We start from the raw sequence: 22,088 nt of genomic DNA, 5'->3' as shown, positions 1-22,088 counted from the left end.
GAGGCCGGGAGGTGCCAGGAGTGCGACTGGCACCCGTGGTGTCAGGAGGTGACGGAGAATCCGCTGAAGACGGCTTCGACGTTCTCGCCGGGGTGGTTGGCGTTGGCGGCGCTGGCGACCATCCCGGCGTCACCGGTGCCGGTGGCCGATGCCACCAGGGCGGTGCCGATCTGCGACCAGGTCTCGCCGTCCTTGCTCGCGTACGCGGTGTAGGTGTCGCCGTCCCGGGTCAGCTTCAGATACGCCGGGTGGTAGGTGGAGCCACCGCCCGCCCAGGTGTCGAGCTTCCCGTCGCCGTCGCTGTCGGTCATGAACTCCAGGCCGTAACTCTGGGTCATGACCAGCACCGCGTATCCGCCCTTTTCGGGCGCTGTGAGGTCGTTGGCGAGGGCGACGCCGGCCTTGCCGACCGGTGAGGCGCTGTTCTGGGAGACCAACCGGGCCTGCACGGTGGCTTTTTCCCCGGCCGCGTCGTCGCGGTAGATGACGCCCTTCTCGTCCTTCCAGCCGGACAGGTCCTGGCCGCCCGCCCAGATGGCGAACTGGTCGCCGCCCTGGGCGTACTGGGCGCCTCCGGAAGTGGTGTCGGCCGTCAGGTAGGGCTCCCGCACACTGCCCGGGGCGGCCCTCACCCGTGCCTGCACGGTGTCGGACACCCTCGTCGATCCGTTGTAGGTGGCGGTGCCGGTGAGGTCGTGGCTGCCCCAGCGGGCATCGCCTGCCGGGGTCACCGTCCAGGTGGTGGTGAGGGTAGCGCCGTTCCTGAGGGACTTCGCGGTGGTCGGGCCGGTCGCCCTGGCACTCCAGCCGTCGGGCAGGTCCAGTGCCGCCTCGGCGTTCCCGAGGGTCCGGGTGCCCCAGTTGGTCACCTCGGTCGTCACCTCGAACGGTGTGCCGGAGTCGGTGGACGGGGTGTCGGGGGTGATCAGGACGGAGGCGGCCGGAGCGTCGTCGCGCTTGAGGGCTTTGACGGCCTTGGCGGCACCCTCGGCCTTGAGGTCGACGAAGGCCGGGGTGACGCCGAGCGGCGCCGCGTAGCCCTTGAGGGTCCTGGGGCCGCGGATCACCGTGCCCTGGTTCACGTCGTACCAGGTGCCCGGCGGCAGATGGACGGAGCGGGTGGCGCCGGTGCTCAGCTTGGGCGCGGCCAGCACGGCCGGGCCGAGCATCCACTCGTCGGTGACCGTGTAACTCGCCTCGTCCTTCGGGAAGTCGAAGAACAGCGGCCGCATGATCGGATCGCCGGTCTTCAGAGTGCTCTGCACCTGGTCCCAGATGTAGGGGGCGAGCTTCTCGTGCGTCTCGATCGCCTGCCGGTAGAGGTCGACCGTCTCCTGGTCGTAGTCCACCTTCTGGCCGGTGGTGGTGTCGAAGGTGTCGACCGGGGAGGTCGAGGCGTACATCAGCGGCATCAGCGAGGCGGACTGGGCCCACCGCACCAGGACGTCCTTCGACGGTGCGGGCTGGCCGCCGGAGCCGCCGATCATGTCGGACTCGACGAACGGGTAGCCGATGGTGGAGATGGCCAGGTTCTGGGTGGCGGAGGCGCGCAGGGAGTCCCAGCCGGTGCCCTTGTCGACCTGGCGGGTGACGAAGCCGGCCTCGTGGGCCGTCCGGTTCCAGTGCACCCGGATTCCGGCGCCCTGGAGGTCGAACTCGTCGGCGAGCTGCGTGCCGAGCTGCTGGTAGTCCGTGGCCTGGTGGCCCTCGCGCGGTGCGCACTTCTCGTCGAAGAAGCGGGTGTCGAACTTCAGCCCGTCGATGTCGTACGTGTCCATCAGCTTCTTGAGGTTGCCCTCGTACCAGGCCTTGGCCTCGGGGTTAGCCAGGTCGATGATCCCCGCCTGGCCGTTCCACCAGGTCACTTCACACGGCTTGGCCGTGTCCCCGGCGTCCATGAGCAGATAGCCGTGGTCGGCCGCGTACTGGTAGTTGTCGGAGTCGAGGTTGATCCACAGGGTGACCCAGATGCCGAAGTCGAACCCCATGTCGTGGATCTTGTCGGACAGGCCCTTGGGATCGGGGAAGGTCTTGGGATCCCAGGTCAGATTGCCGTAGTTCGACTCCCACTTGTCGTCGAGCTGGATGGTGTGCCCGTCCAGACCGTTGTCGTGGAGGTCGGTGGCGTAGTCGAGCAGCTTCTCCTGGTCGACCTTGGTGTAGAACTGCGCCCAGGAATTCCACAGGGGCTTGGCGTACTGCTCGTACGTGGCGTCGCTCTTGGCCGGCTTGCCGACGATGCCTATGTAGTCGCGGTAGACCGCGAGCGGAGTCGACTCGACGAACACGGTGGCCTTGTAGGTGCCGGGCGACTCGACGGTGAAGGTGCCGAGGCCGTCCTTGCCCTTGCCCAGCGCCACGTCCATGACGTTCCCGGTGTCGACGCGCAGACCGGTCGACCGGGAGGTGTACCAGAACGGGTCGATCATGTTGTACGACGCAGGGCCGAAGGTCGTGTGGTCGACCTCGCCTGCGTCGAGCGGCCAGGGCTGGTTGACGCCGGGGCCGCCCTGCGGAGTCTCCGCCTCGCCGTGGCCGTACCAGTGGCCGGCCGATGACAGGTCGTAGACGAGGCCCAGTTGCTTCGGTGCGCTTCCGTGGACGTCCCAGTCGAGCTGGTAGCGGTCGGCGCCGGGGGTGATCCGGGCCTCCACCGTGGCGCCGTCGAGCGTGCTGTCGGCGGTGACGGTCAGGACGCCGTTCCTCCACGTCCAGCCGGTGACGCCGGTCGCGTGCTGCCACGTCCCATCGGCCGAGGTGAAGCGCAGGGCGCCGGTGTCGGCGGTGGCGGTGGCGGTGGCGGTGGCGGTGGCGAGCACGGTCTTCCCGGCGCGGCGCGTGGTCAGGGCGAGTGCGTCGGTGGACACGTCGAGGGCGTAGCCGGGAGCGCCGGCGGAGGCCGGTACGGAGACCGTGACGGCGTGCGCGGTGTGGGCCACCTTCGGCCCGCCGGCGGTGGCGGTGGTCGTGGGGCGGGCGGCGGCCGTTGCCGCGGCAGAGCCGGTGACGGGCGCCATCAGCATGGCGGCGGTCAGTGCGCCGGCGAGTAACAGGCCGCCGGGACTGCTCAGTCGGGCGTGCACTCGTGTCCTCCTGTCGGACAGGACGGTGACGGTGACTCAGGAGCTGCGGTGCGTGGTGCCGGTGGTGTGGGGTCTGCTTGATTCTGCGTGCAGATGCAAGATTCAAGCGATTTCGCTCATGTTCTTGCGGTAGTTGCCACCTGTCAACAGGCGGGACACGCAACCTCCCGAGTGGCAGGGGGGCTCTCGTGGAGCAGCTCTTGTACCTGGTGGCGGTCGGTCCCGGGTCCCGCCGAGAAGCCTCGACGGGCACGGAAACCGTTTGTAACGGACGGGTAAATTTCCTCAGGTCAGGATCACGGAACGGGCCAGATGGCGCGGATTGTCCGGGTCCAGCCCGCGTGCCGAGGCGAGGGCGGCGGCCAGCCGGTGCACCACGACGAGGTCCGCCAGTGGGTCCCGGCCGAGTGCCACCAACTGCCCGCCGGTACGGGCGATCTCGTCGGCGAGACCGGAGGGCAGGTCTGCCGGGACCCCGAACCACCACACCACACGGCCGGGTCCGGTGACGCTGATCGGGCCGTGCCGGTACTCCATCACCGGATAGGCCTCGGTCCAGGCGCCCGCCGCCTCACGCATCTTCAGCGCCGCCTCCTGGGCGATCCCGTAGGCCCAGCCCTGCCCCAGGAAGGTGAACTGCTCGGCCTCCAGCACCCCGGCCGGCAGGGGTGCGTCCAGCGCCGAATGCCCCTGCTGCGGCAGATGTCCGAGGTCCTCGCCCAAGTGGGCCCGAAGAAGCACCAGTTCGGTGCTGGCGAACCGGGTCTGGACGACCGAGGTCTCGTCGGCGAAGTCGAGCACGACGACGACGTCCGCCGGCCCCGTCACCGGCGACTGCGGCACTGCGGTCACCGCGGTGGTGGGGGTGCGCCCGCGCAGTCGGCGGAGCAGCTCCAGCACCTCGGTCGTGGTGCCGGACCGGGTCAGCGCGATCACCCGGTCGTAGGCGCGGCCGGCCGGCATCTCGGAGGCGGGGAAGGCGTCGGTCTCGCCGTGGCCGCCCGACTCCCGCAGCGCCGCGTACGCCTGGGCGATGAACCAGGACGTGCCGCAACCGACGACGGCCACCCGCTCGCCGGGCCGGGGCAGCGAGGCGGAGGCGGGGCCGTCGGGCTGCCGGGCCAGCGTCAACGCCTGCCGCCAGCAGTCGGGTTGGGTGGCGATCTCGATCTCGGTCCGACTCATCGGGAGTCTCCCCTCTCGGGCGCACGGCGTGACCGATACGTGATGCGGCGGCCCTTGACGCCGTGCGCGTTTCATTGAGCATCATGTCGTTCGATGATTGATAGCACTATGAATCGAGCATAAACAAGCAAGCGGGCGCGCAATCAGGCGAGCACGCGCTGGACGAAGCACGCGATGCGTGCGGAGGGGTACTCCGTGAAACGGCACATCGCAGGCCTCGCCGGGGCACTGTCCCTGGCACTGGCCCTCACCGGATGCGGCAAGGGCAGCTCCTCGGACAGCGGCGGATCCGACGGCAGGACGATCAGGTTCGTCGCGGCGAAGTACGACGACGACACCCAGGCCTACTGGACGGCACTGATCAAGGACTTCGAATCCGTGAACCCCGGCTACCGGGTGAATCTCGAAGTCGTCGACTGGGAGCAGATGGACTCCAAGGTCAAGACGTACGTCCAGACCAAGCAGGAACCCGACATCCTCAACTACAACAAGTTCTCCGACTTCGCCCGCGACGGCCTGGTCCACAAGGCACAGGACGTCGTCTCCCCCGAGGTGCTGGCCGACTTCCTCCCGCTGCTCAGGCAGAAGGCGCAGTACGAGGGAGCCCAGTACGGCCTGCCCTTCATCTCCAGCGCACGCCTGTTCTTCTACAACAAGGACATCTTCGCCAAGGCGGGCATCGCCCGGCCGCCGACCACCTGGGCCGAGGTCGAGGCCGACGCCAAGAAGATCAAGCGGGCCGGTTACATCGGCCTCGGGTTACCCCTGGGGGCCGAGGAGGCCCAGGCCGAGTTCCAGATCTGGGCCATGAACAACGGCGGCGGCTGGACCGACGCCTCGGGCGACTGGGCGATCGACCAGCAGGCCAACATCGACACGCTCACCTATCTGCGGAAACTGACGAAGGACAAGGTCACCCAGCCCAACCCGGAGACCACCAACCGCAAGGACGTCTTCAACCAGTTCGCCCAGGGCAGGATCGGCATGCTGAACGGGGCGGTCTTCATGCGGAAGGGCTTCATCGACCCGGTCGACGCGAAACTGAACTACGGAGTCGCGGCCCTGCCCGGCAAGGACGGCAGTACGCACAAGACGCTCGGCGTGCAGGACTACCTCGTCGCGTTCAAGAAGGGTGACGGGTCGAACAAGACAGCGGTGAAGAAGTTCCTCGACTTCTTCTACCAGAAGGAGAACGCCGCCGAGTTCGTCTCCACCGAGGGGTTCCTGTCGGTCACCAGGTCGGCCGGTGAGGTGCTCAGCTCCGACAGCCGGAACGCCGCCTACTACAAGCCGTTCGTCGACGCACTCTCCGCCGCGGAGTTCGCCCCCACCGACGACCCCGCATGGGCCGCGGTCGACGGCGCCGTGAAACAGCGCATCGGCACGGCGGTGGCAGGCGGCGACCCGGCGAAGGTCCTGGGCGAGATCCAGAAGACCGCGCAGAAGGGCGACTGACCACGGTGGCCCTACACGATGTCACCGTGAGCGCCACCGGGGCCGAACACCCGGCCCCGGTGGCGCCGGAGCCACCCTCGCCGCGCCGCCGTCGCAGGACATGGCGCGCGCTGGAGCCCCTGCTGTGGCTCGGTCCCGCGATCCTCCTCATCCTGACCATGGTCGTCTGGCCGGTCGTCGAGATGATCCGTACGTCCCTGACGCGCGTGAGCTCCACCGGACAGTCCCAGGGCTTCGCCGGAATCCGCAACTACACCGACCTGTTCGCCGAGGGCGATCTGCCCGGCGTGCTGCTGCGCACCCTCGTGTGGGTCGTGGGAGTCGTCACCGTCACGCTCGTGCTCTCGCTCGGCCTGGCCGGGCTGCTGAACTCCCGTTTCCCCGGGCGCCGGTGGGTGCGGTGGGCGCTGATCGTGCCCTGGGCCTCGTCCGTGCTGATGACGGCGCTCATCTGGCGCTGGATGCTCAACAACTTCTACGGCGTGGTCAACCGGCTGCTCATGGACCTCGGCGTGCTGGACGCGCCCGTCAACTGGCTGGCCGATCCGGGGCAGGCCCTCGCCGCGATGATGGGCGTGGCGGTGTTCGTCTCGCTGCCGTTCACCTCGTTCGTCCTGCTGGCCGGTCTGCAGAGCATCCCCGCCGAGGTGTACGAGGCGGCGCGGGTCGACGGCGCCGGCCCGGTCCGCGGCTACCTGGGCATCACTCTGCCGCTGCTGCGGCCCTCGCTGGTGGTCGCCGCGATCATCAACGTCATCAACGTGTTCAACTCGTTCCCCATCATCTGGGCCATGACGCGCGGCGGCCCCGGCTTCGCCACCGACACGACCACCACCTACCTGTACAAACTCGCCTTCGACAACCAGTCGGTGGGGGAGTCGGCAGCGATGGCCGTCGTCAACTTCGGGCTGGTCATGGCTGTGGTGCTGGTCTATCTGCGCATCGTCCGACAGGAGGACACCGCGTGAGCCGGACCGCCGTCGTCCCTCGCAGATCCGCGCCGCGCAGGAAGCGGCCCGGACCGATGAAACTGCGTACCGTCCTGCTCACCGCTGTCGGATGGCTGGTGGCGCTGGCGTTTCTCGCGCCCTACGCGGAAATGCTGCTGACGGCGCTCAAACCGACGCCCGAACTGATGAAGTCCCCGCCGTCCTATCTGCCCTCCCGATTGCAGTGGTCGAACTTCACGCACATCTGGTCGCTCACCGACCCGCGCGTCGCGGACGCGCTGCTGTTCTCGCTGTACGTCGCCGGAGCGGCGACGCTGCTGGCCCTGGCCGTCGGGCTGCCCGCCGCGTACTACACCGCCCGGCACCGCTTCCGAGGGCGTGGCGCCTTCCTGCTGCTCGTACTCGTCACTCAGATGTTCGCGCCGACCGCGCTGCTGGTCGGCATCTACCGGGAGATGGTCAGCCTCGACCTGACCGACACCGCCGAGGGCCTCATTCTGGTGAACGCGGCATTCAACCTGCCGTTCTGCGTGTGGATCCTCAACGCGTACTTCGCGAGCATCCCCCGGGAACTGGAGGAGGCGGCCTGGCTCGACGGCACCGGGCGGTTCGGCGCCCTCACCCGTGTCGTCCTGCCGCTCGCGATGCCCGGTGTGGTGACTGCGCTCGTCTACACCTTCATCGGCGCGTGGAACGAGTACGTGGTGGCACTCACCATCACCTCGTCCAGCAACCGGATGACCCTGACCAGGGCGATTCCCGGTTTCGTCACCTCGTACCACGAGCAGTGGCAGTACCTGTTCGCCACTTCGCTCGTCGCGATCGTGCCCGTGGTGGTGCTCTTCGTCTTCGTCGAGCGCCACCTCGTCTCCGGCCTGACCGCGGGCGGCGTCCGGGGATGACGCCGGGATGCGCGACGCGGCCGGGTACGGTACGGGAGAGGCGGGCGATGTCAGGCGCGGATGACCTCCACACCGGCCGCCGCGAACGACTTGGTCAGCTCGTCCGAGGCGGCCTTGTCGGTCACCAGGACGTCGATGTCCTCCACCGGGCAGATGCGGGCGAAGGCCCGCCGGTCCAGCTTGGTGGAGTCGGCGACCGCCACGACCTGCTGCGCGCGGCGGGCCAGCGCCCGGTTGATGCTGGCCTCGCCCTCGTGGTGGGCGGTCGCCCCGTGGGCCACGTCGATGGCGTCCACCCCTATGAAGACCTGGTCGAGTGCGATCTCCGCGAGCAGTTCGGTGGCCAGCGGTCCGATCAGCTCATAGGACGCCGGCCGGGCCACCCCGCCGGTCACCACGAGTTTGACGTGGCGCCGTACGACCAGCTCGTTGGCGATGTTCAGCGCGTTGGTCACCACCGTGACCGCCGTCTCCGTGCCACCGGAACCCAGGTCGGCGCGGGTGGCCAGGGCCCGCGCCACCTCGGTGGTCGTGGTGCCGCCGTTCAGCCCCACCACGGCGCCGGCCTTCACCAGTCCGGCGGCCGCGTGCGCGATCCGCTCCTTCTCCGGAGCGTTGCGCGCGGCCTTGTAGCGCAGTGGCAGGTCGTAGGCGATCGCGTTGAGCGCGGCTCCGCCGTGCGTGCGGGTGACCATCTGCTGGCGGGCCAGCTCGTCGAGGTCGCGCCTGATCGTCGCGGCGGAGACCCCCAACTCCTCGGCAGCCGCCTCGACTTCGATCCGCCCGTCGCGTGTCAGCATCTCCAGCAGCGCGCTCCACCGGGCCTGCGGTGCCGCCATGTCTCACAACTCTCTGTCGATGGTGTGCGCCACAATGTGCGCACCTCCATGAAACCACAACGTTTGATTGGGTGTTTTATGGTCGCGAAACGAGCGAAACCCTGCACTCCCCGCAAGCCCGTGCCGCGGTCGCGGTCCCCGCACGCCGCGATCGGAGGCCATCCGTGCCGCTGACACCCACCGCCGACATGGTGAGCTCCGCATGCCGCGACGGACGGGCCGTCGGCGCGTTCAACGTGATCACCCTGGAGCACGCCGAGGCCGTGGTCACCGGGGCGGAAGCCGCGGGCTGCCCGGTCATCTGCCAGATCAGCGAGAACGCCGTGCGGTTCCACGGCAGTCGGCTCGCCCCGATCGCGCGTGCCACCACCGCGCTCGCCGAGGCGGCCGCCGTCCCCGTGGCGCTGCACCTCGACCATGTCACCGACGAAGCACTGCTGCGCCGCGCCGCGGACTGCGGCTTCGGATCCGTCATGTTCGACGCGTCCGCGCTGCCGCACGCCGAGAACGTCGCCGCCACGCGCGCCGCCGCAGAGTGGGCGCACACCCAGGGGCTGTGGGTGGAGGCGGAACTCGGCGAGATCGGCGGCAAGGACGGAGTACACGCACCCTCGGCGCGTACGGACCCCGATCAGGCGCGCGACTTCGTCTCCGCCACCGGGGTCGACGCACTGGCCGTCGCGGTCGGCAGCTCGCACGCGATGACCACACGCACCGCCCGGCTGGACCACGACCTCATCGCCCGCCTCGCCGAGGCGGTCCCCGTGCCGCTGGTCCTGCACGGCTCGACGGGCGTGCCCGACGCGGAGCTCCGGCAGGCGGTGGCGGCCGGCATGCTCAAGGTCAACATCGGCACGGCACTGAACGCCGCCTTCACCGGCGCGGTCCGCGACACACTCGCCGCGGCGCCCGCAGCCGTCGACCCCCGGCCGGCCCTCACCGCGGCGCGCCGGGCGATGGCCGACGCCGTGACCTCGGCGCTGCGGACCCTGTCGGGCGGCGGGCACGGGACGAGATGAGCCGACCGGGGTCGGTCGGCAGTCGGTGTCGAGGCGATGACCGTCAGGTGGCCGACCTCGGTGCTACGAAGCGATCGGGCAGTCGGACACCGAGGGGTGAGAATCCCCTCGGTCTCTCGGCAGACCCAGGATGTCGCAGAGCCGCTTGACGCCGAACCGGCGCTGGTGGTCCTCAACGAACGGGCAGCGGTTTCACCAGCACGTCTCCCCTGCGAAATACCGGGCTGCCTTGCGGAGGATGTCGCGTTCCTCCTCCAGCTCGCGGATTCTCCTCCGCGCGGCGGCCAGCTCCGCTTGATCCGCGTCATCACCAGGCCGCGGCGCAGCCGACGTGCGGAGTGCGCGCCCGACCGGCGTCCGTCGGCGGCCCTGATCCAGTTCCGCAGCGTCTCGGTGTTCACGCCCAGATCGGCAGCGAGCGTGGCGGCTTCCTTTCGGAGGCTGGAGACGCAGGGGAGCGGAAGCTTTCGGAACCCGGATCGAGTGACTGTCCGTACTGCACGTCAGTCGCGTCGTCTCGGGGACGGTGTCGAGCGGTCGGCCGCCGGAGACCTGCCCGCCGGGGCGTCGGCAGGGCTGAGCCAGGCAGCGCCGGCCTGCTCGACCATCTTGGCGGACAGGGTTTGCGGCGGCTTCCGGCGGCCGGTCGGCTCACGCCTGTTCGCGCTGCGCCTGGGTGAACGAACCGCGCGGGCGGGCTACGCCCACTCGCATGAGGCGACGGGTGTTACTTCTCGGCCGTGCCGGGTTCCCCGCTGATGGACTCCTGATAGACGTCCGCATAGGTGGGAGAGTCCTTGACCAGGTCGTCGCAGAACGCGGCGACGTCCGTGCCGATGAGCTCCAAGACCCCCTTGCCCGCGGCGACGCCCTCCTCGAAGAAGTCAACGATCCCGGGGAGCAGGGGCCCGTCAGACAGGTCGATCGGTCCGACCTTGAACAGGTACTTCTGCATCTCCTTGTAGACGATCTGGTAATCCGGCGGGAGCGCCTTGACCCGAGCCGCGTGCGCCCGCCACTGCTTCTTGTCCTCGATGATGTCCTGGATGCCCACGTCAGCCTCCCAGCCGGCTCAGTTTCCTTGCGACATTCCTGTTCAACTGCTCCCGCCACCGGTCGCGGTAGGTTCGAGCCCCTTCTCCACCGGCCAGCGCCGCGCAAAAGCCTCGGACGTCGTCGCCGAGGACCTCGCGGACGCTCTGCCCGTCCGCCGCTGTCTCTTCGAGCAGCCCCAGGGCCGCGTCGAGGATCGGCATCAGGTTGCGGCCGGTGAAGTCCCCATGGGGAAAGAGGTGGGCGTTGATCTGTTCCCACGCCGCCCGGTAGTCGTCCGGCAGGGCCTCGGCCCGCGCTTCGAACGCCTTCCAATCCCTGGTGAGATCGCTGCCCGTGATGGTCTCCCAGAAGTTCATCTCCCGCCCTCCTTGAGCCTGTCGATGCGTGATGAGACGTACTGCCATTTCGTCCAGAACTTCGCGAGTTCCTCACGTCCGGCGTCGTTGAGCGAGTAGAACTTGCGCGGCGGACCGACCCCGGATGGTCGCTTCGTCACCTGGACGAGTTTGTTCCTCTCCAGTCGCAGCAAGATGGTGTACACGGTTCCCTCGACGACGTCGGCGAAGCCGAGCTCGTTCAGCTGACGAGTGATGGCGTACCCGTAGGTTTCCTCGCTGCCGATGATTTCGAGCACGCACCCTTCGAGCGTGCCCTTCAGCATCTCCGTCAGGTCGTCCATCGCGAGTCCTCCTCGGCCTAGCGGTACTGCGTAGTACCGAGTACCACTACACAGTATCACCGAGTAGCGGAGGGCGACAGCGCCTCCGATCGGCGCGGACGGACCCGGGGCCGATCGGTACCAGCCCGAGATTCGTGGCGTTGGCGATCAGCACCGCCAGCAGGTTGCGCTTGAGCTCCGGTGATCGGGCCTGTTTGCCGCCGGGCGTGGGTGATGCAGTCCAGGAACCCGGTACAGCGGTCCAGCTCCACCAGCGGCGAGGCGATCGGGGCCAGCGGCAGCGGCTCGGACAGCTCCTCGCGCAGCGAGGCGGCCTCGGCGGGCACGTCCTCGGCCGACAACGGCGGGATGATCAACTCGCTCTTGTCCGACAGCCGTACCTCACCCACCCCGGTCGCGCCGGTGGACAACCAGTTCAGCCGTGTCGCCCCAATCACCGGATCCACGATCAGCAGGCCGTCGAGCTCACCCATCATCGACCCCCTTCTTTTTGACGCCTGGTCACGGCGAGGGTCGTCGACGACGTCCCGGGCAGGTTTCGCTCCGCACGAAGTAGCGCGGATCACAAGGGCCGTCAAGGCCGCGTCAAGGTCTGGGCCTCGCGCGCGAAGAAGGCGCAAGGAGGGGTCGAAAACGGCAGGGGAGGGGCAGAACCTGGATCCACCCGCGTACCGCCTCCCCGCGTGCGCGGGCCCTTGCGTGAAGGAGCACGGATTCCATGTCTGTCCTGACCATCGAGCCCGCGGGCTCGACCCCGGCCGACGAGGAACCGCCGGATACCGGCGAACGCCACCGGCTGACCGCCGTCACCGGGCTTGCCGCCCTGTCCCTGGACGCGATGGCGTCGGTGGCGTACGGCCCCGAGGCGATCGTCCTCGTCCTGGCCGCCGCGGGCGCGCACGGCCTCGGGTTCACCCTGCCGGTGACGCTGGCCATCGCGGGTCTGCTGGCGGTGCTGGTCGCCTCGTACCGGCAGGTGATCGCCGCGTTCCCGGACGGCGGCGGGTCCTACGCCGTGGCGAAGACGCATCTGGGGGTGCGCACGAGCTTGGTGGCGGCGGCCTCGCTGGTGCTGGACTACGTGCTCAACGTGGCGGTGGCGGTCACGGCCGGTGTGGCCGCCCTGACCTCGGCTTTCCCGGCCCTGTACGGCGACCGGCTGTGGTGGTGCCTCGCGGTGCTGGTGCTGGTCACGGCGGTGAACCTGCGCGGGATCGTGGAGTCGGCGAAGGCGTTCATCGTGCCGACCGTCGTCTTCGTCGGCTCGATCCTCGTGCTGATAGCGGTCGGCCTGTTCCGGTCCGCGCCCGTGAGCACCGCCGCCGCGGACGGCCACGCCTCCGTACTCGCGGACAACGCCACCACGGTCGGCGCCCTGCTTCTGCTGAAAGCCTTCGCCTCCGGGTGCAGCGCGCTGACCGGTGTGGAGGCCATCGCCAACGCCGTCCCGTCCTTTCGTGTCCCGCGTGCCAAGCGGGCCCAGCGCGCGGAGGTCGCACTGGGCGCGGTCCTGGGCGTCATGCTCATCGGCCTGTCGGTGCTGATCTCGCGCTTCCATCTCCAGCCGGTCGAGGGAGTCACCGTCCTCGCCCAGCTCGCGGACGCCTCCCTCGGCCACAACTGGGCCTTCTACGTCATCCAGTTCGCGACGATGATCCTGCTGGCCCTGTCGGCCAACACCTCCTTCGGCGGGCTCCCGGTGCTGCTGAAGCTGCTGGCCCGGGACAACTACCTGCCGCACGTCTTCGCCCTGAAGGCCGACCGGCAGGTGCACCGGCACGGCGTGCTCGCTCTTGCCATCGTGTCGGCGGGCCTGTTGGTGTTCTCCGGCGGTGACACCAACACCCTCGTTCCGCTCTTCGCGATCGGCGTCTTCGTCGGCTTCACCATCGCCCAGGTGGGCATGGTCCGGCACTGGCGCCTCGAAAAGGGGCCGGGCCGGCGGGGCAAGGCGCTGCTCAACGGATCCGGCGCGGTCCTGACGGGCGTGTCGGCGGTCGTGGTCACGGCGTCCAAGTTCGAGGAGGGCGCCTGGCTGATCGTGATCGCCCTGCCGCTGCTGGTCGCCGCCTTCACGGCCGTGCACCGCGCCTACACCCGCATCGGCGAGCGCCTGGGCCTCGGTCGCATCCCGGAGCCGCCGCACCGCGACCGCTCCGTGGTGATCGTCCCGGTGTCCAACCTGTCCCGGCTCACCAGTGAGGCGCTGAACGCCGCCGCCTCCCTCGGCGACGAGGTCCGCGCGGTCACCGTCTGCCACCCCGACCCCGAGGACCGCGCCCACGCCCATGCGCTGGCGCGCGCCTGGGCGGAGTGGGACCCCGGGGTGCCACTGATCCAGCTCACCTGCGAGCGTCGCACGCTGGGGCGCCCGGTCGCCGAGTACGTGGGCAGGACGGCCGCCGCCGAGCCCGATGTCCGCGTGACCGTGCTGATCGCCGAGGTCGAGCCGGAGCGGCTGTGGCAACGGCTGCTGCAGAACCAGCGGGGCGCGGTGGTCGCGCACGCCGTACGCCGGGACACGGACGCGGTGATCTGCCGACTGCGGCTCAGGGTCTCCTGATCTCGGCGTCGCCACGGTTCTTTCGGCATCTGACGTCTCACGACGGCCCACCCCTGCCCGGGGTGGGCCGTCGGCGTGTTCAAGCGGGCGGGTGGATTCGTAACCGCAGATGGAGGGGTGGCCGTAAGAGTTCCGTCAAAGCCGGACCTGTTGCCGTAAGGGAGGTGTCAACGGCGACCGATTCCGGCCACGGAGGCGGTTTCCTCTAACCGTCCGCTCAATTCGAACCTCTTCTAGGAGCTCGCGATGGCCGACCTGGCCTTCGTCGTCACCACGACCGCGGTGTTCGCGCTGGTGGCTCTCGTCGCCAAGGGGGTGACGAAGCTGTGACCGCCGAGAACATCGTCGGCCTCGTCGTGGCCGTCGCCCTGCTGGGCTATCTCGTCCTCGCCCTGATCTTCCCGGAGAGGTTCTGAGAAGCATGAGTCCCGTCCTCGCCGGCGTCCTCCAGCTGCTCGCTCTGATAGTGGCTCTGGGACTCGCCTACGTCCCGCTCGGCGACTACATGGCCAAGGTCTACTCCTCCGACAAGCACTGGCGTGTCGAGAAGTGGATCTACAAGGGCATCGGCGCCGACCCGAACACCGAGATGCGCTGGCCCGCGTACCTGCGCGGCGTCCTGGCCTTCTCGGCGGTCGGTGTCCTGTTCCTCTACCTGCTCCAGCGGCTCCAGGGTCACCCGCCCGGTTCGCTCGGCTTCTCCGCGATCGACCCGGACCAGGCGTTCAACACCGCCGCCTCCTTCGTCACCAACACCAACTGGCAGTCGTACTACGGCGAACAGGCCATGGGCCATGTGGTGCAGACCGGTGGTCTGGCCGTGCAGAACTTCGTCTCCGCGGCCGTCGGCATCGCCGTCGCCGTGGCGCTGGTACGGGGCTTCGCCCGCTCCCGCACCGGTGAGCTCGGCAACTTCTGGTCCGACATGGTGCGCGGTGTCATCCGCATCCTCGTGCCGTTCTCGGTGATCGCGGCGATCGTCCTGGTGGCGTGCGGCGCCATCCAGAACTTCTCCGGAATCCACGAGGTCGGCCAGTTCATGGGCGGCCGGCAGCAGTGGAACGGCGGCGCGGTCGCCTCGCAGGAGGCGATCAAGGAGATCGGGACCAACGGCGGCGGCTACTTCAACGCCAACTCCGCCCACCCGTTGGAGAACCCGACCCCGTTCACGAACCTCTTCGAGATCTTCCTTCTCCTGGTCATCCCGTTCGCCCTGACCCGCACCTTCGGCCGCATGGTCGGCAGCCTCAAGCAGGGTTACGCGATCCTGGCGACCATGGCCACGATCTGGGTCGGCTTCATCGCCCTGATGATGTGGACCGAGTTCGCTCACCACGGCCCGGCGTTCGACATCGCCGGCGGTGCGATGGAGGGCAAGGAGCAGCGCATCGGCGTCGGCGCCTCGTCGATCTTCGCGGTGTCGACCACGCTGACCTCGACGGGTGCGGTGGACTCCTTCCACTCCTCGTTCACCGGTCTCGGCGGCGGCATCACCATCCTGGGCATGCAGCTCGGCGAGATCGCGCCCGGTGGTACCGGTTCCGGTCTCTACGGCATGCTGATCATGGCGATCATCGCGGTGTTCATCGCCGGACTCATGGTGGGCCGTACGCCCGAGTACCTGGGCAAGAAGATCGGCACCCGCGAGATCAAGTTCGCGGCCTGCTACATCCTCATCACCCCGGCGCTGGTGCTCATCTTCACCGCCGCGGCGATGGCCCTGCCCACCCCGGGCAACTCGATGACCAACTCCGGCGCGCACGGCTTCTCCGAGATCCTCTACGCGTATTCGTCGGCCGCCAACAACAACGGCTCGGCCTTCGCCGGTCTGAACGCGGACACGCAGTGGTTCAACACCACGCTGGGTCTCGCGATGGTCCTCGGCCGGTTCCTGCCGATGGTGTTCGTGCTGGCGCTGGCCGGTTCGCTCGCCGAGCAGAAGCCGGTGCCGGCGACCGCGGGCACCCTGCGCACCGAGAAGCCCCTGTTCACGGGCCTGCTGGTGGGCGCGATCCTGATCATCACCGGTCTGACCTACTTCCCGGCGCTGGCGCTGGGCCCGCTGGCCGAGGGGCTGGCGTCATGACCACCCGTACAGAGAAGCAAGAGGACTCGATGTCCACTGCCACCCCGACCCGGGCGCCGCACAGCGATGTGCCGACCGGCCACAAGGACGAAGGACGTGTCGGCGCGGGTCTGTTCGACCCGAAGCAGCTGCTGAAGTCGCTGCCGGACGCCTTCCGCAAGCTCCACCCGCGGGTGATGATCAAGTCGCCCGTGATGTTCGTGGTCTGGATCGGCTCCCTGCTGACCACCGTCTTCTCGTTCAAGGACCCGGGCGACTGGTTCGGCTGGACCATCAGCGCCTGGCTGTGGCTGACCGTGGTCTTCGCCAACCTGGCCGAAGCGGTGGCCGAGGGCCGCGGCAAGGCGCAGGCGGACACCCTGCGCAAGGCCAAGACCGACACCGTGGCCCGCCGTCTCGTCGGGGACTCCGAAGAGCAAGTGCCCGGTACGGAGTTGAAGATCGGCGACCTGGTCGTCTGCGAGGCGGGCGACATCATCCCCGGCGACGGTGATGTCGTCGAGGGCGTTGCGAGCGTCGACGAGTCCGCCATCACCGGCGAGTCGGCACCGGTCATCCGGGAGTCGGGCGGCGACCGCTCGGCTGTCACCGGCGGTACGAAGGTCCTCTCCGACCGCATCGTCGTCAAGATCACGACGAAGCCGGGCGAGACCTTCATCGACCGCATGATCGCCCTGGTCGAGGGCGCGGCCCGGCAGAAGACGCCGAACGAGATCGCGCTCAACATCCTCCTCGCCTCGCTGACGATCGTGTTCCTGCTGGCGGTGGCGACGCTGCCGCCGTTCGCGGACTACGCGGGCACGCATCTGACGATGGTCGTGCTGGTGGCGCTGCTGGTCTGCCTCATCCCGACCACGATCGGCGCGCTGCTGTCGGCGATCGGCATCGCCGGCATGGACCGCCTGGTGCAGCGCAACGTGCTCGCCATGTCGGGGCGCGCGGTCGAGGCCGCCGGTGACGTCTCGACGCTGCTGCTGGACAAGACCGGCACCATCACCCTCGGCAACCGTCAGGCGTCCGAGTTCGTGCCGGTGACCGGCACCACCGAGCCCGAGCTGGCCGACGCCGCTCAGCTGTCGTCGCTGGCCGACGAGACGCCCGAGGGCCGCTCCATCGTCGTACTGGCGAAGGAGAAGTACGGCCTGCGCGAGCACCACCAGGGTGAGTTGGCCGGTGCCGAGTGGATCGCGTTCACCGCGCAGACGCGTATGTCGGGCGTGGACGTCGACGGGCGCAAGATCCGCAAGGGCGCGGCCGGATCGGTCGTCGCCTGGGTCCGGGAGCAGGGCGGCGAGGTGTCCGAGGACGCCGGCACGCTCACCGACCGGATCTCCGAGGCGGGCGGCACCCCGCTGCTCGTCGCGGTCGAGGACACCGAGGGCGCCCGCGTGTTGGGCGTCATCCACCTCAAGGACGTCGTCAAGGAGGGCATGCGGGAGCGGTTCGACGAGCTGCGCCGCATGGGCATCAAGACCGTCATGATCACGGGTGACAACCCGCTGACGGCCAAGGCCATCGCGGACGAGGCAGGCGTCGACGACTTCCTCGCGGAGGCCACTCCCGAGGACAAGATGGCGCTGATCAAGCGGGAGCAGGCGGGCGGCAAGCTCGTGGCGATGACCGGTGACGGCACCAACGACGCACCGGCCCTCGCGCAGGCGGACGTCGGCGTCGCGATGAACACGGGCACGTCGGCCGCGAAGGAGGCCGGCAACATGGTCGACCTCGACTCCAACCCGACCAAGCTCATCGAGATCGTCGAGATCGGCAAGCAACTCCTCATCACCCGGGGCGCGTTGACGACGTTCTCCATCGCCAACGACGTCGCGAAGTACTTCGCGATCATTCCGGCGCTGTTCGCGGCGGTCTACCCGGGCCTGGACAAGCTCAACGTCATGGGACTGTCCTCGCCGGACTCCGCGATCCTCTCCGCGGTCATCTTCAACGCGCTGATCATCATCGCGCTGGTGCCGCTCTCCCTGAAGGGCGTGCAGTACCGGCCGGTCAGCGCGGACAAGATGCTGCGGCGCAACCTCACGATCTACGGCATCGGCGGCCTGATCGCCCCCTTCATCGGCATCAAGCTCATCGACCTGCTCATCTCCCTCATCCCCGGGCTGTAACTATTTGAAAGCGTGCTGATCCCCATGAACAACTCGGTATCGAACACCGCCCGGTTGCTGTGGGCGGGGTTGCGCGCGCTGCTGGTGCTGACGGTGGTGACGGGAGTGATCTACCCCTTGGCCGTCACCGGTGTGGCACAGGCGCTCTTCAACGACCAGGCGAACGGCTCGGAGATCAAGGCGGACGGCCATGTCGTCGGCTCGTCCCTGATCGGGCAGTCGTACAGCCTGCCGCTGAAGAAGGGCCAGGAGACCCCGGAGCCCGACCTGAAGTGGTTCCAGGGCCGCCCGCAGAACGGGCTGGGCACCAACAGCGTCAACACCCAGTACAAGCTGATCCTGTCCGGCGCGACAAACCGGTCCGGTGACAACAAGGACCTGATCGACTGGGTGACCGCCGCCAAGGCCGCCGTCATCAAGGACAACTCGGTCGACGGCTACACGGTCAGGCCCTCCGACGTGCCCGCCGACGCGGTGACGTCGTCCGGCTCGGGTCTGGACCCGGACATCTCCCCGGACTACGCGGACATCCAGGTCCACCGGGTCGCCGAGAAGAACGGCCTGTCCGTCGCCCAGGTCCAGAAGCTGGTCGACGAGCACACCGACGGCCGCACTCTCGGCTTCATCGGGGAGCCCCGGGCGAACGTCCTCGAACTCAACATCGCGCTCAAGGAACTCGTGGCGAAGAGCTGATGGCGTTACGCGCACCCTGCGGGAGTCGACGGCCGGGGGGACACCCTCATTCGTCGACTCCCGCTGCAATGAGGCCGGTTCCACTTGATCCGGCCTTCCGCACAAGCAGGAAGGGCGTACCCCGATGACCCGGGTACTGGTGGTGGAGGACGACCCTCAGCTCGTCCGGGCCCTCGTGATCAACCTGCAGGCCCGCCGGTACGGAGTGGACCCGGCGCCCGACGGCACCACCGCACTCCGGCTGGCCGCAGCCCGTCAGCCCGACGTGGTCCTGCTGGACCTGGGCCTGCCCGACATGGACGGCACGGACGTCATCAAGGCGCTGCGCGGCTGGACCCGCGTACCGATCCTGGTGCTGTCCGCCCGCCGGGCCTCCGACGAGAAGGTCGCCGCGCTCGACGCGGGGGCCGACGACTACATCACCAAGCCGTTCAGCATGGACGAGCTCCTGGCCCGCCTGCGCGCCGCCGTGCGCCGCACCGAGGATGTGCCGCTCGCCCCGGAGGCGACGGTGGTCACCACCGACGGATTCACCATCGACCTGCTCGCCAAGAAGGCCACCCGGGGCGGACGCGACGTCCGTCTCACCCCGACCGAATGGCATCTGCTGGAGATCCTGGTGACCAACCCCGGCCGGCTGATCACGCAGAAGCAGCTGCTCCAGGAGGTCTGGGGGGTCTCGCAGAGCAACAAGACCAACTACCTGCGCGTCTACATGGCCCAATTGCGCCGCAAGCTGGAAGCGGACCCCGCTCACCCCCGGTACCTCATCACCGAGCCCGGGATGGGCTACCGCTTCGAGAGCTGAACGCCATCCCGCCCGCCCCGCACCCACACCCCGGCCACCGACGGCCGAGACGAAGAGACGAGACCATGGCACGCGGCAAGCTTCGGATATACCTCGGTGCGGCACCAGGCGTCGGCAAGACGTACGCGATGCTCTCCGAGGCGCACCGTCGTGTCGAACGCGGCACCGACTGCGTGGTCGCCTTCGTCGAGCACCACCATCGGCCGCGCACCGAGGTGATGCTGCACGGTCTGGAGCAGATTCCGCGCAAGGAGCTGGAATACCGCGGCGGCACGTTCACCGAGATGGACGTGGACGCGGTACTCGCGCGCCGGCCACAGGTCGCCCTGGTCGACGAGCTCGCCCACACCAACGTCCCCGGCTCGCGCAACACCAAGCGCTGGCAGGACGTGGAGGAGCTGCTGGCCGCGGGGATCGACGTGGTCTCGACGGTGAACATCCAGCACCTGGAGTCCCTCGGCGACATCGTCGAGTCGATCACGGGCGTACGGCAGCAGGAGACCGTGCCGGACGAGGTGGTGCGGCGGGCGGACCAGATCGAGCTGGTCGACATGTCGCCGCAGGCGCTGCGGCGCCGGATGGCGCACGGCAACGTCTACAAGCCGGACAAGGTGGATGCGGCCCTGTCGAACTACTTCCGGCCCGGCAACCTCACCGCTCTGCGCGAGTTGGCCCTGCTGTGGGTGGCCGACCGGGTCGACGCCTATCTCACCGAGTACCGCAGCGAGCACCAGGTGTCGGCGATCTGGGGTTCACGTGAGCGGATCGTGGTCGGTCTGACCGGCGGTCCGGAGGGGCGCACGCTGATCCGCCGGGCGGCCCGGCTCGCGGAGAAGGGCGCGGGCGGCGAGGTGCTGGCCGTCTACATCTCCCGCAGCGACGGCCTGACCTCCGCCTCGCCCAAGGAACTGGCCGTCCAGCGGACCCTCGTCGAGGACTTGGGCGGCACCTTCCACCACGTCGTCGGCGAGGACGTCTCGGTCGCGATCCTGGACTTCGCCCGCGGGGTGAACGCCACCCAGATCGTCCTCGGCGTGTCCCGTCGCAAGGGATGGCAGTACGTCTTCGGGCCGGGTGTCGGCGCCACGGTCGCCCGGGAGTCCGGTCCCGACCTGGACGTCCACCTGATCACCCACGACGAGGCGGGCAAGGGGCGCGGGCTGCCGGTGGCCCGGGGGGCGCGGCTCGGGCGGTCCCGGGTCGTCTGGGGCTGGCTGGTCGGTGTGGCCGGCCCGGCCCTCCTGACGCTGCTGCTCACCAGCGTCACGCCCGAGGTCGGCCTGGCCAACGACATGCTGCTGTTCCTCACGCTGACGGTGGCCGCGGCTCTCTTGGGGGGTCTGTACCCGGCGCTGGCCTCGGCGGTGGTGGGTTCCCTGCTGCTGAACTGGTACTTCACCCCGCCCGTCCACACCCTGACGATCGCCGACCCCAAGAACATCGTGGCCATCGCCATCTTCGTGGGTGTGGCCGTGTCGGTGGCCTCGGTGGTGGACCTGGCGGCCCGGCGCACCCACCAGGCCGCCCGGCTGCGCGCCGAGTCGGAGATCCTCTCCTTCCTCGCCGGCAACGTGCTGCGCGGCGAGACCAGTCTCGAAGCCCTGCTGGAACGGGTCCGCGAGACCTTCGGCATGGAATCGGTGGCCCTGCTGGAGCGGGAGAGCGACGTGACGCCCTGGACCTGCGCGGGGCGCGCGGGCACGGGACGGCCCGTGGAGCGGCCGGAGGACGCGGACGTCGACATGCCCGTGGGCGACCACACGGCGCTCGCGCTGACGGGGCGGGTGCTGCCGGCCGCCGACCGCCGGGTGCTGGCAGCCTTCGCCGCCCAGGCCGTCGTCGTACTGGACCGGCAGCGGCTCCAGTCCCAGGCCGACCAGTCCCGTGCACTCGCCGAGGGCAACCGCATCCGCACCGCGCTGCTGGCCGCCGTCAGCCACGACCTGCGGACACCCCTGGCCGGCATCAAGGCGGCGGTCACCTCGCTGCGCTCCGACGACGTGGCCTGGTCGCAGGAGGACCGGGCGGAGCTGCTCGAGGGCATCGAGGAGGGCGCCGACCGCCTCGACCACCTGGTGGGCAACCTGCTGGACATGTCCCGCCTCCAGACCGGCACCGTCACCCCGATCATCCGGGAGGTGGACCTGGACGAGGTGGTGCCGATGGCGCTCGGCGGCGTGCCGGAGGACGGCGTGGAGCTGGACATCCCCGAGACGCTGCCGATGGTCGCCGTCGACGCGGGGCTCCTGGAGCGGTCCGTGGCCAACCTGGTGGAGAACGCCGTGAAGTACGGCCCGTCGGGCGAGCGCGTCCTGGTGTCCGCCAGTTCCCTCGCCGACCGGGTCGAGGTGCGCGTGGCCGACCGGGGCCCGGGCGTCCCGGACGAGGCCAAGGGGCTCATCTTCGAACCGTTCCAGCGCTACGCAGACGCGCCCCGCGGCGCCGGTGTCGGACTGGGTCTGGCGGTGGCGCGGGGCTTCGCCGAGGCCATGGGCGGCACCCTCGAGGCCGAGGACACCCCGGGCGGCGGGCTCACCATGGTCCTCAGCCTGCCGGTCGCGCCCGGCGTCCAACCGACTCGGCAATGATCCGTCACCGACGTGCCAGCAAGCAGGTAAAGGTTTCAAGCAAAGGAATTGAGGAGCCG

Annotated in this window: 18 protein-coding genes; 11 read left to right on the top strand and 7 right to left on the bottom strand. The window is 69.2% G+C overall.

Annotation, left to right across the window (positions count from 1 at the left end):
• Positions 1 to 41: 41 nt before the first annotated feature.
• Together AB0J04_RS18920 and AB0J04_RS18915 are read right to left on the bottom strand one after the other, a co-directional pair.
• Positions 42 to 3,023 carry a TIM-barrel domain-containing protein gene (locus AB0J04_RS18920; RefSeq protein WP_363169627.1) on the bottom strand — a complete coding sequence of 994 codons (2,982 nt, stop codon included), beginning with the start codon at positions 3,021 to 3,023 and terminating at the stop codon, positions 42 to 44.
• 345 nt (positions 3,024 to 3,368) lie between these two features.
• Positions 3,369 to 4,268 (bottom strand): SIS domain-containing protein, encoded by a 900-nt coding sequence (locus tag AB0J04_RS18915; RefSeq protein WP_363169613.1) that lies wholly within the window; start codon positions 4,266 to 4,268, stop codon positions 3,369 to 3,371.
• 195 nt (positions 4,269 to 4,463) lie between these two features.
• On the opposite strand from AB0J04_RS18915, the gene AB0J04_RS18910 reads away from it, so the two are divergent.
• From AB0J04_RS18910 to AB0J04_RS18900, 3 genes are read left to right on the top strand one after another with little or no spacing between them, the layout of a single operon-like run.
• Positions 4,464 to 5,723 carry an extracellular solute-binding protein gene (locus AB0J04_RS18910; RefSeq protein WP_363169612.1) on the top strand — a complete coding sequence of 420 codons (1,260 nt, stop codon included), beginning with the start codon at positions 4,464 to 4,466 and terminating at the stop codon, positions 5,721 to 5,723.
• 26 nt (positions 5,724 to 5,749) lie between these two features.
• The gene (locus AB0J04_RS18905) at positions 5,750 to 6,691 is read left to right on the top strand and encodes a sugar ABC transporter permease (RefSeq protein WP_358808318.1); all 942 of its coding nucleotides are present in this window, start codon (positions 5,750 to 5,752) and stop codon (positions 6,689 to 6,691) included.
• Positions 6,692 to 6,747: 56 nt separating this feature from the next.
• Entirely contained in the window at positions 6,748 to 7,575 is an 828-nt protein-coding gene (locus tag AB0J04_RS18900; protein ID WP_363169611.1) for a carbohydrate ABC transporter permease, read from the top strand.
• 50 nt (positions 7,576 to 7,625) lie between these two features.
• On the opposite strand, the gene AB0J04_RS18895 is transcribed toward AB0J04_RS18900, so the two are convergent.
• Positions 7,626 to 8,414, bottom strand: coding sequence for a DeoR/GlpR family DNA-binding transcription regulator (locus tag AB0J04_RS18895; RefSeq protein ID WP_363169610.1), 789 nt, complete (start codon positions 8,412 to 8,414; stop codon positions 7,626 to 7,628).
• A gap of 164 nt (positions 8,415 to 8,578) precedes the next feature.
• On the opposite strand from AB0J04_RS18895, the gene AB0J04_RS18890 reads away from it, so the two are divergent.
• Positions 8,579 to 9,433: a class II fructose-bisphosphate aldolase gene (locus AB0J04_RS18890; protein ID WP_363169609.1), complete on the top strand. Its 855-nt coding sequence runs from the start codon at positions 8,579 to 8,581 to the stop codon at positions 9,431 to 9,433.
• A gap of 727 nt (positions 9,434 to 10,160) precedes the next feature.
• On the opposite strand, the gene AB0J04_RS18885 is transcribed toward AB0J04_RS18890, so the two are convergent.
• The 4 genes from AB0J04_RS18885 to AB0J04_RS18870 are packed head-to-tail and all read right to left on the bottom strand — an operon-like array spanning position 10,161 to position 11,644.
• A complete protein-coding gene (locus AB0J04_RS18885; RefSeq protein ID WP_363169608.1) occupies positions 10,161 to 10,487 on the bottom strand; it encodes a DUF1048 domain-containing protein in 327 nt (108 codons plus the stop codon).
• 1 nt (position 10,488) lies between these two features.
• Positions 10,489 to 10,845: a DUF1048 domain-containing protein gene (locus AB0J04_RS18880; protein ID WP_363169607.1), complete on the bottom strand. Its 357-nt coding sequence runs from the start codon at positions 10,843 to 10,845 to the stop codon at positions 10,489 to 10,491.
• On the bottom strand, positions 10,842 to 11,168 hold the full coding sequence (locus tag AB0J04_RS18875; RefSeq protein ID WP_363169605.1) for a PadR family transcriptional regulator: 327 nt from the start codon (positions 11,166 to 11,168) through the stop codon (positions 10,842 to 10,844). The genes AB0J04_RS18880 and AB0J04_RS18875 overlap by 4 nt, the downstream gene beginning before the upstream one ends.
• 56 nt (positions 11,169 to 11,224) lie before the next feature.
• Positions 11,225 to 11,644, bottom strand: coding sequence for a hypothetical protein (locus AB0J04_RS18870; RefSeq protein ID WP_363169604.1), 420 nt, complete (start codon positions 11,642 to 11,644; stop codon positions 11,225 to 11,227).
• Positions 11,645 to 11,886: 242 nt separating this feature from the next.
• Here AB0J04_RS18870 and AB0J04_RS18865 point away from each other — a divergent pair, with 242 nt between their 5' ends.
• The 7 genes from AB0J04_RS18865 (at position 11,887) to AB0J04_RS18835 (ending at position 22,029) form a co-directional block, all read left to right on the top strand.
• Positions 11,887 to 13,731: an APC family permease gene (locus AB0J04_RS18865; protein ID WP_363169603.1), complete on the top strand. Its 1,845-nt coding sequence runs from the start codon at positions 11,887 to 11,889 to the stop codon at positions 13,729 to 13,731.
• A 326-nt stretch (positions 13,732 to 14,057) separates the two neighbouring features.
• Positions 14,058 to 14,147, top strand: a complete 90-nt coding sequence (gene kdpF / locus AB0J04_RS18860; protein WP_016434100.1) for a K(+)-transporting ATPase subunit F — start codon at positions 14,058 to 14,060, stop codon at positions 14,145 to 14,147.
• Between the two features lie 5 nt (positions 14,148 to 14,152).
• Positions 14,153 to 15,817, top strand: a complete 1,665-nt coding sequence (gene kdpA, locus AB0J04_RS18855; protein WP_363169602.1) for a potassium-transporting ATPase subunit KdpA — start codon at positions 14,153 to 14,155, stop codon at positions 15,815 to 15,817.
• Positions 15,814 to 17,940, top strand: a complete 2,127-nt coding sequence (gene kdpB / locus AB0J04_RS18850; protein WP_363169601.1) for a potassium-transporting ATPase subunit KdpB — start codon at positions 15,814 to 15,816, stop codon at positions 17,938 to 17,940. Before kdpA ends, kdpB begins: the two co-directional genes overlap by 4 nt.
• A 24-nt stretch (positions 17,941 to 17,964) precedes the next feature.
• Positions 17,965 to 18,633: a potassium-transporting ATPase subunit C gene (locus tag AB0J04_RS18845; protein ID WP_363169600.1), complete on the top strand. Its 669-nt coding sequence runs from the start codon at positions 17,965 to 17,967 to the stop codon at positions 18,631 to 18,633.
• 124 nt (positions 18,634 to 18,757) lie between these two features.
• Positions 18,758 to 19,441 carry a response regulator transcription factor gene (locus tag AB0J04_RS18840; RefSeq protein WP_363169599.1) on the top strand — a complete coding sequence of 228 codons (684 nt, stop codon included), beginning with the start codon at positions 18,758 to 18,760 and terminating at the stop codon, positions 19,439 to 19,441.
• Positions 19,442 to 19,506: 65 nt separating this feature from the next.
• The gene (locus AB0J04_RS18835; protein WP_363169598.1) at positions 19,507 to 22,029 is read left to right on the top strand and encodes a sensor histidine kinase KdpD; all 2,523 of its coding nucleotides are present in this window, start codon (positions 19,507 to 19,509) and stop codon (positions 22,027 to 22,029) included.
• The last annotated feature ends 59 nt before the right edge of the window (positions 22,030 to 22,088 follow it).

Source organism: Streptomyces sp. NPDC050263 (assembly GCF_040655955.1).
Classification (GTDB): domain Bacteria; phylum Actinomycetota; class Actinomycetes; order Streptomycetales; family Streptomycetaceae; genus Streptomyces.
Note: the sequence above shows the minus strand (reverse complement) of the source record. Positions and strands in the feature narration are given on the sequence as shown.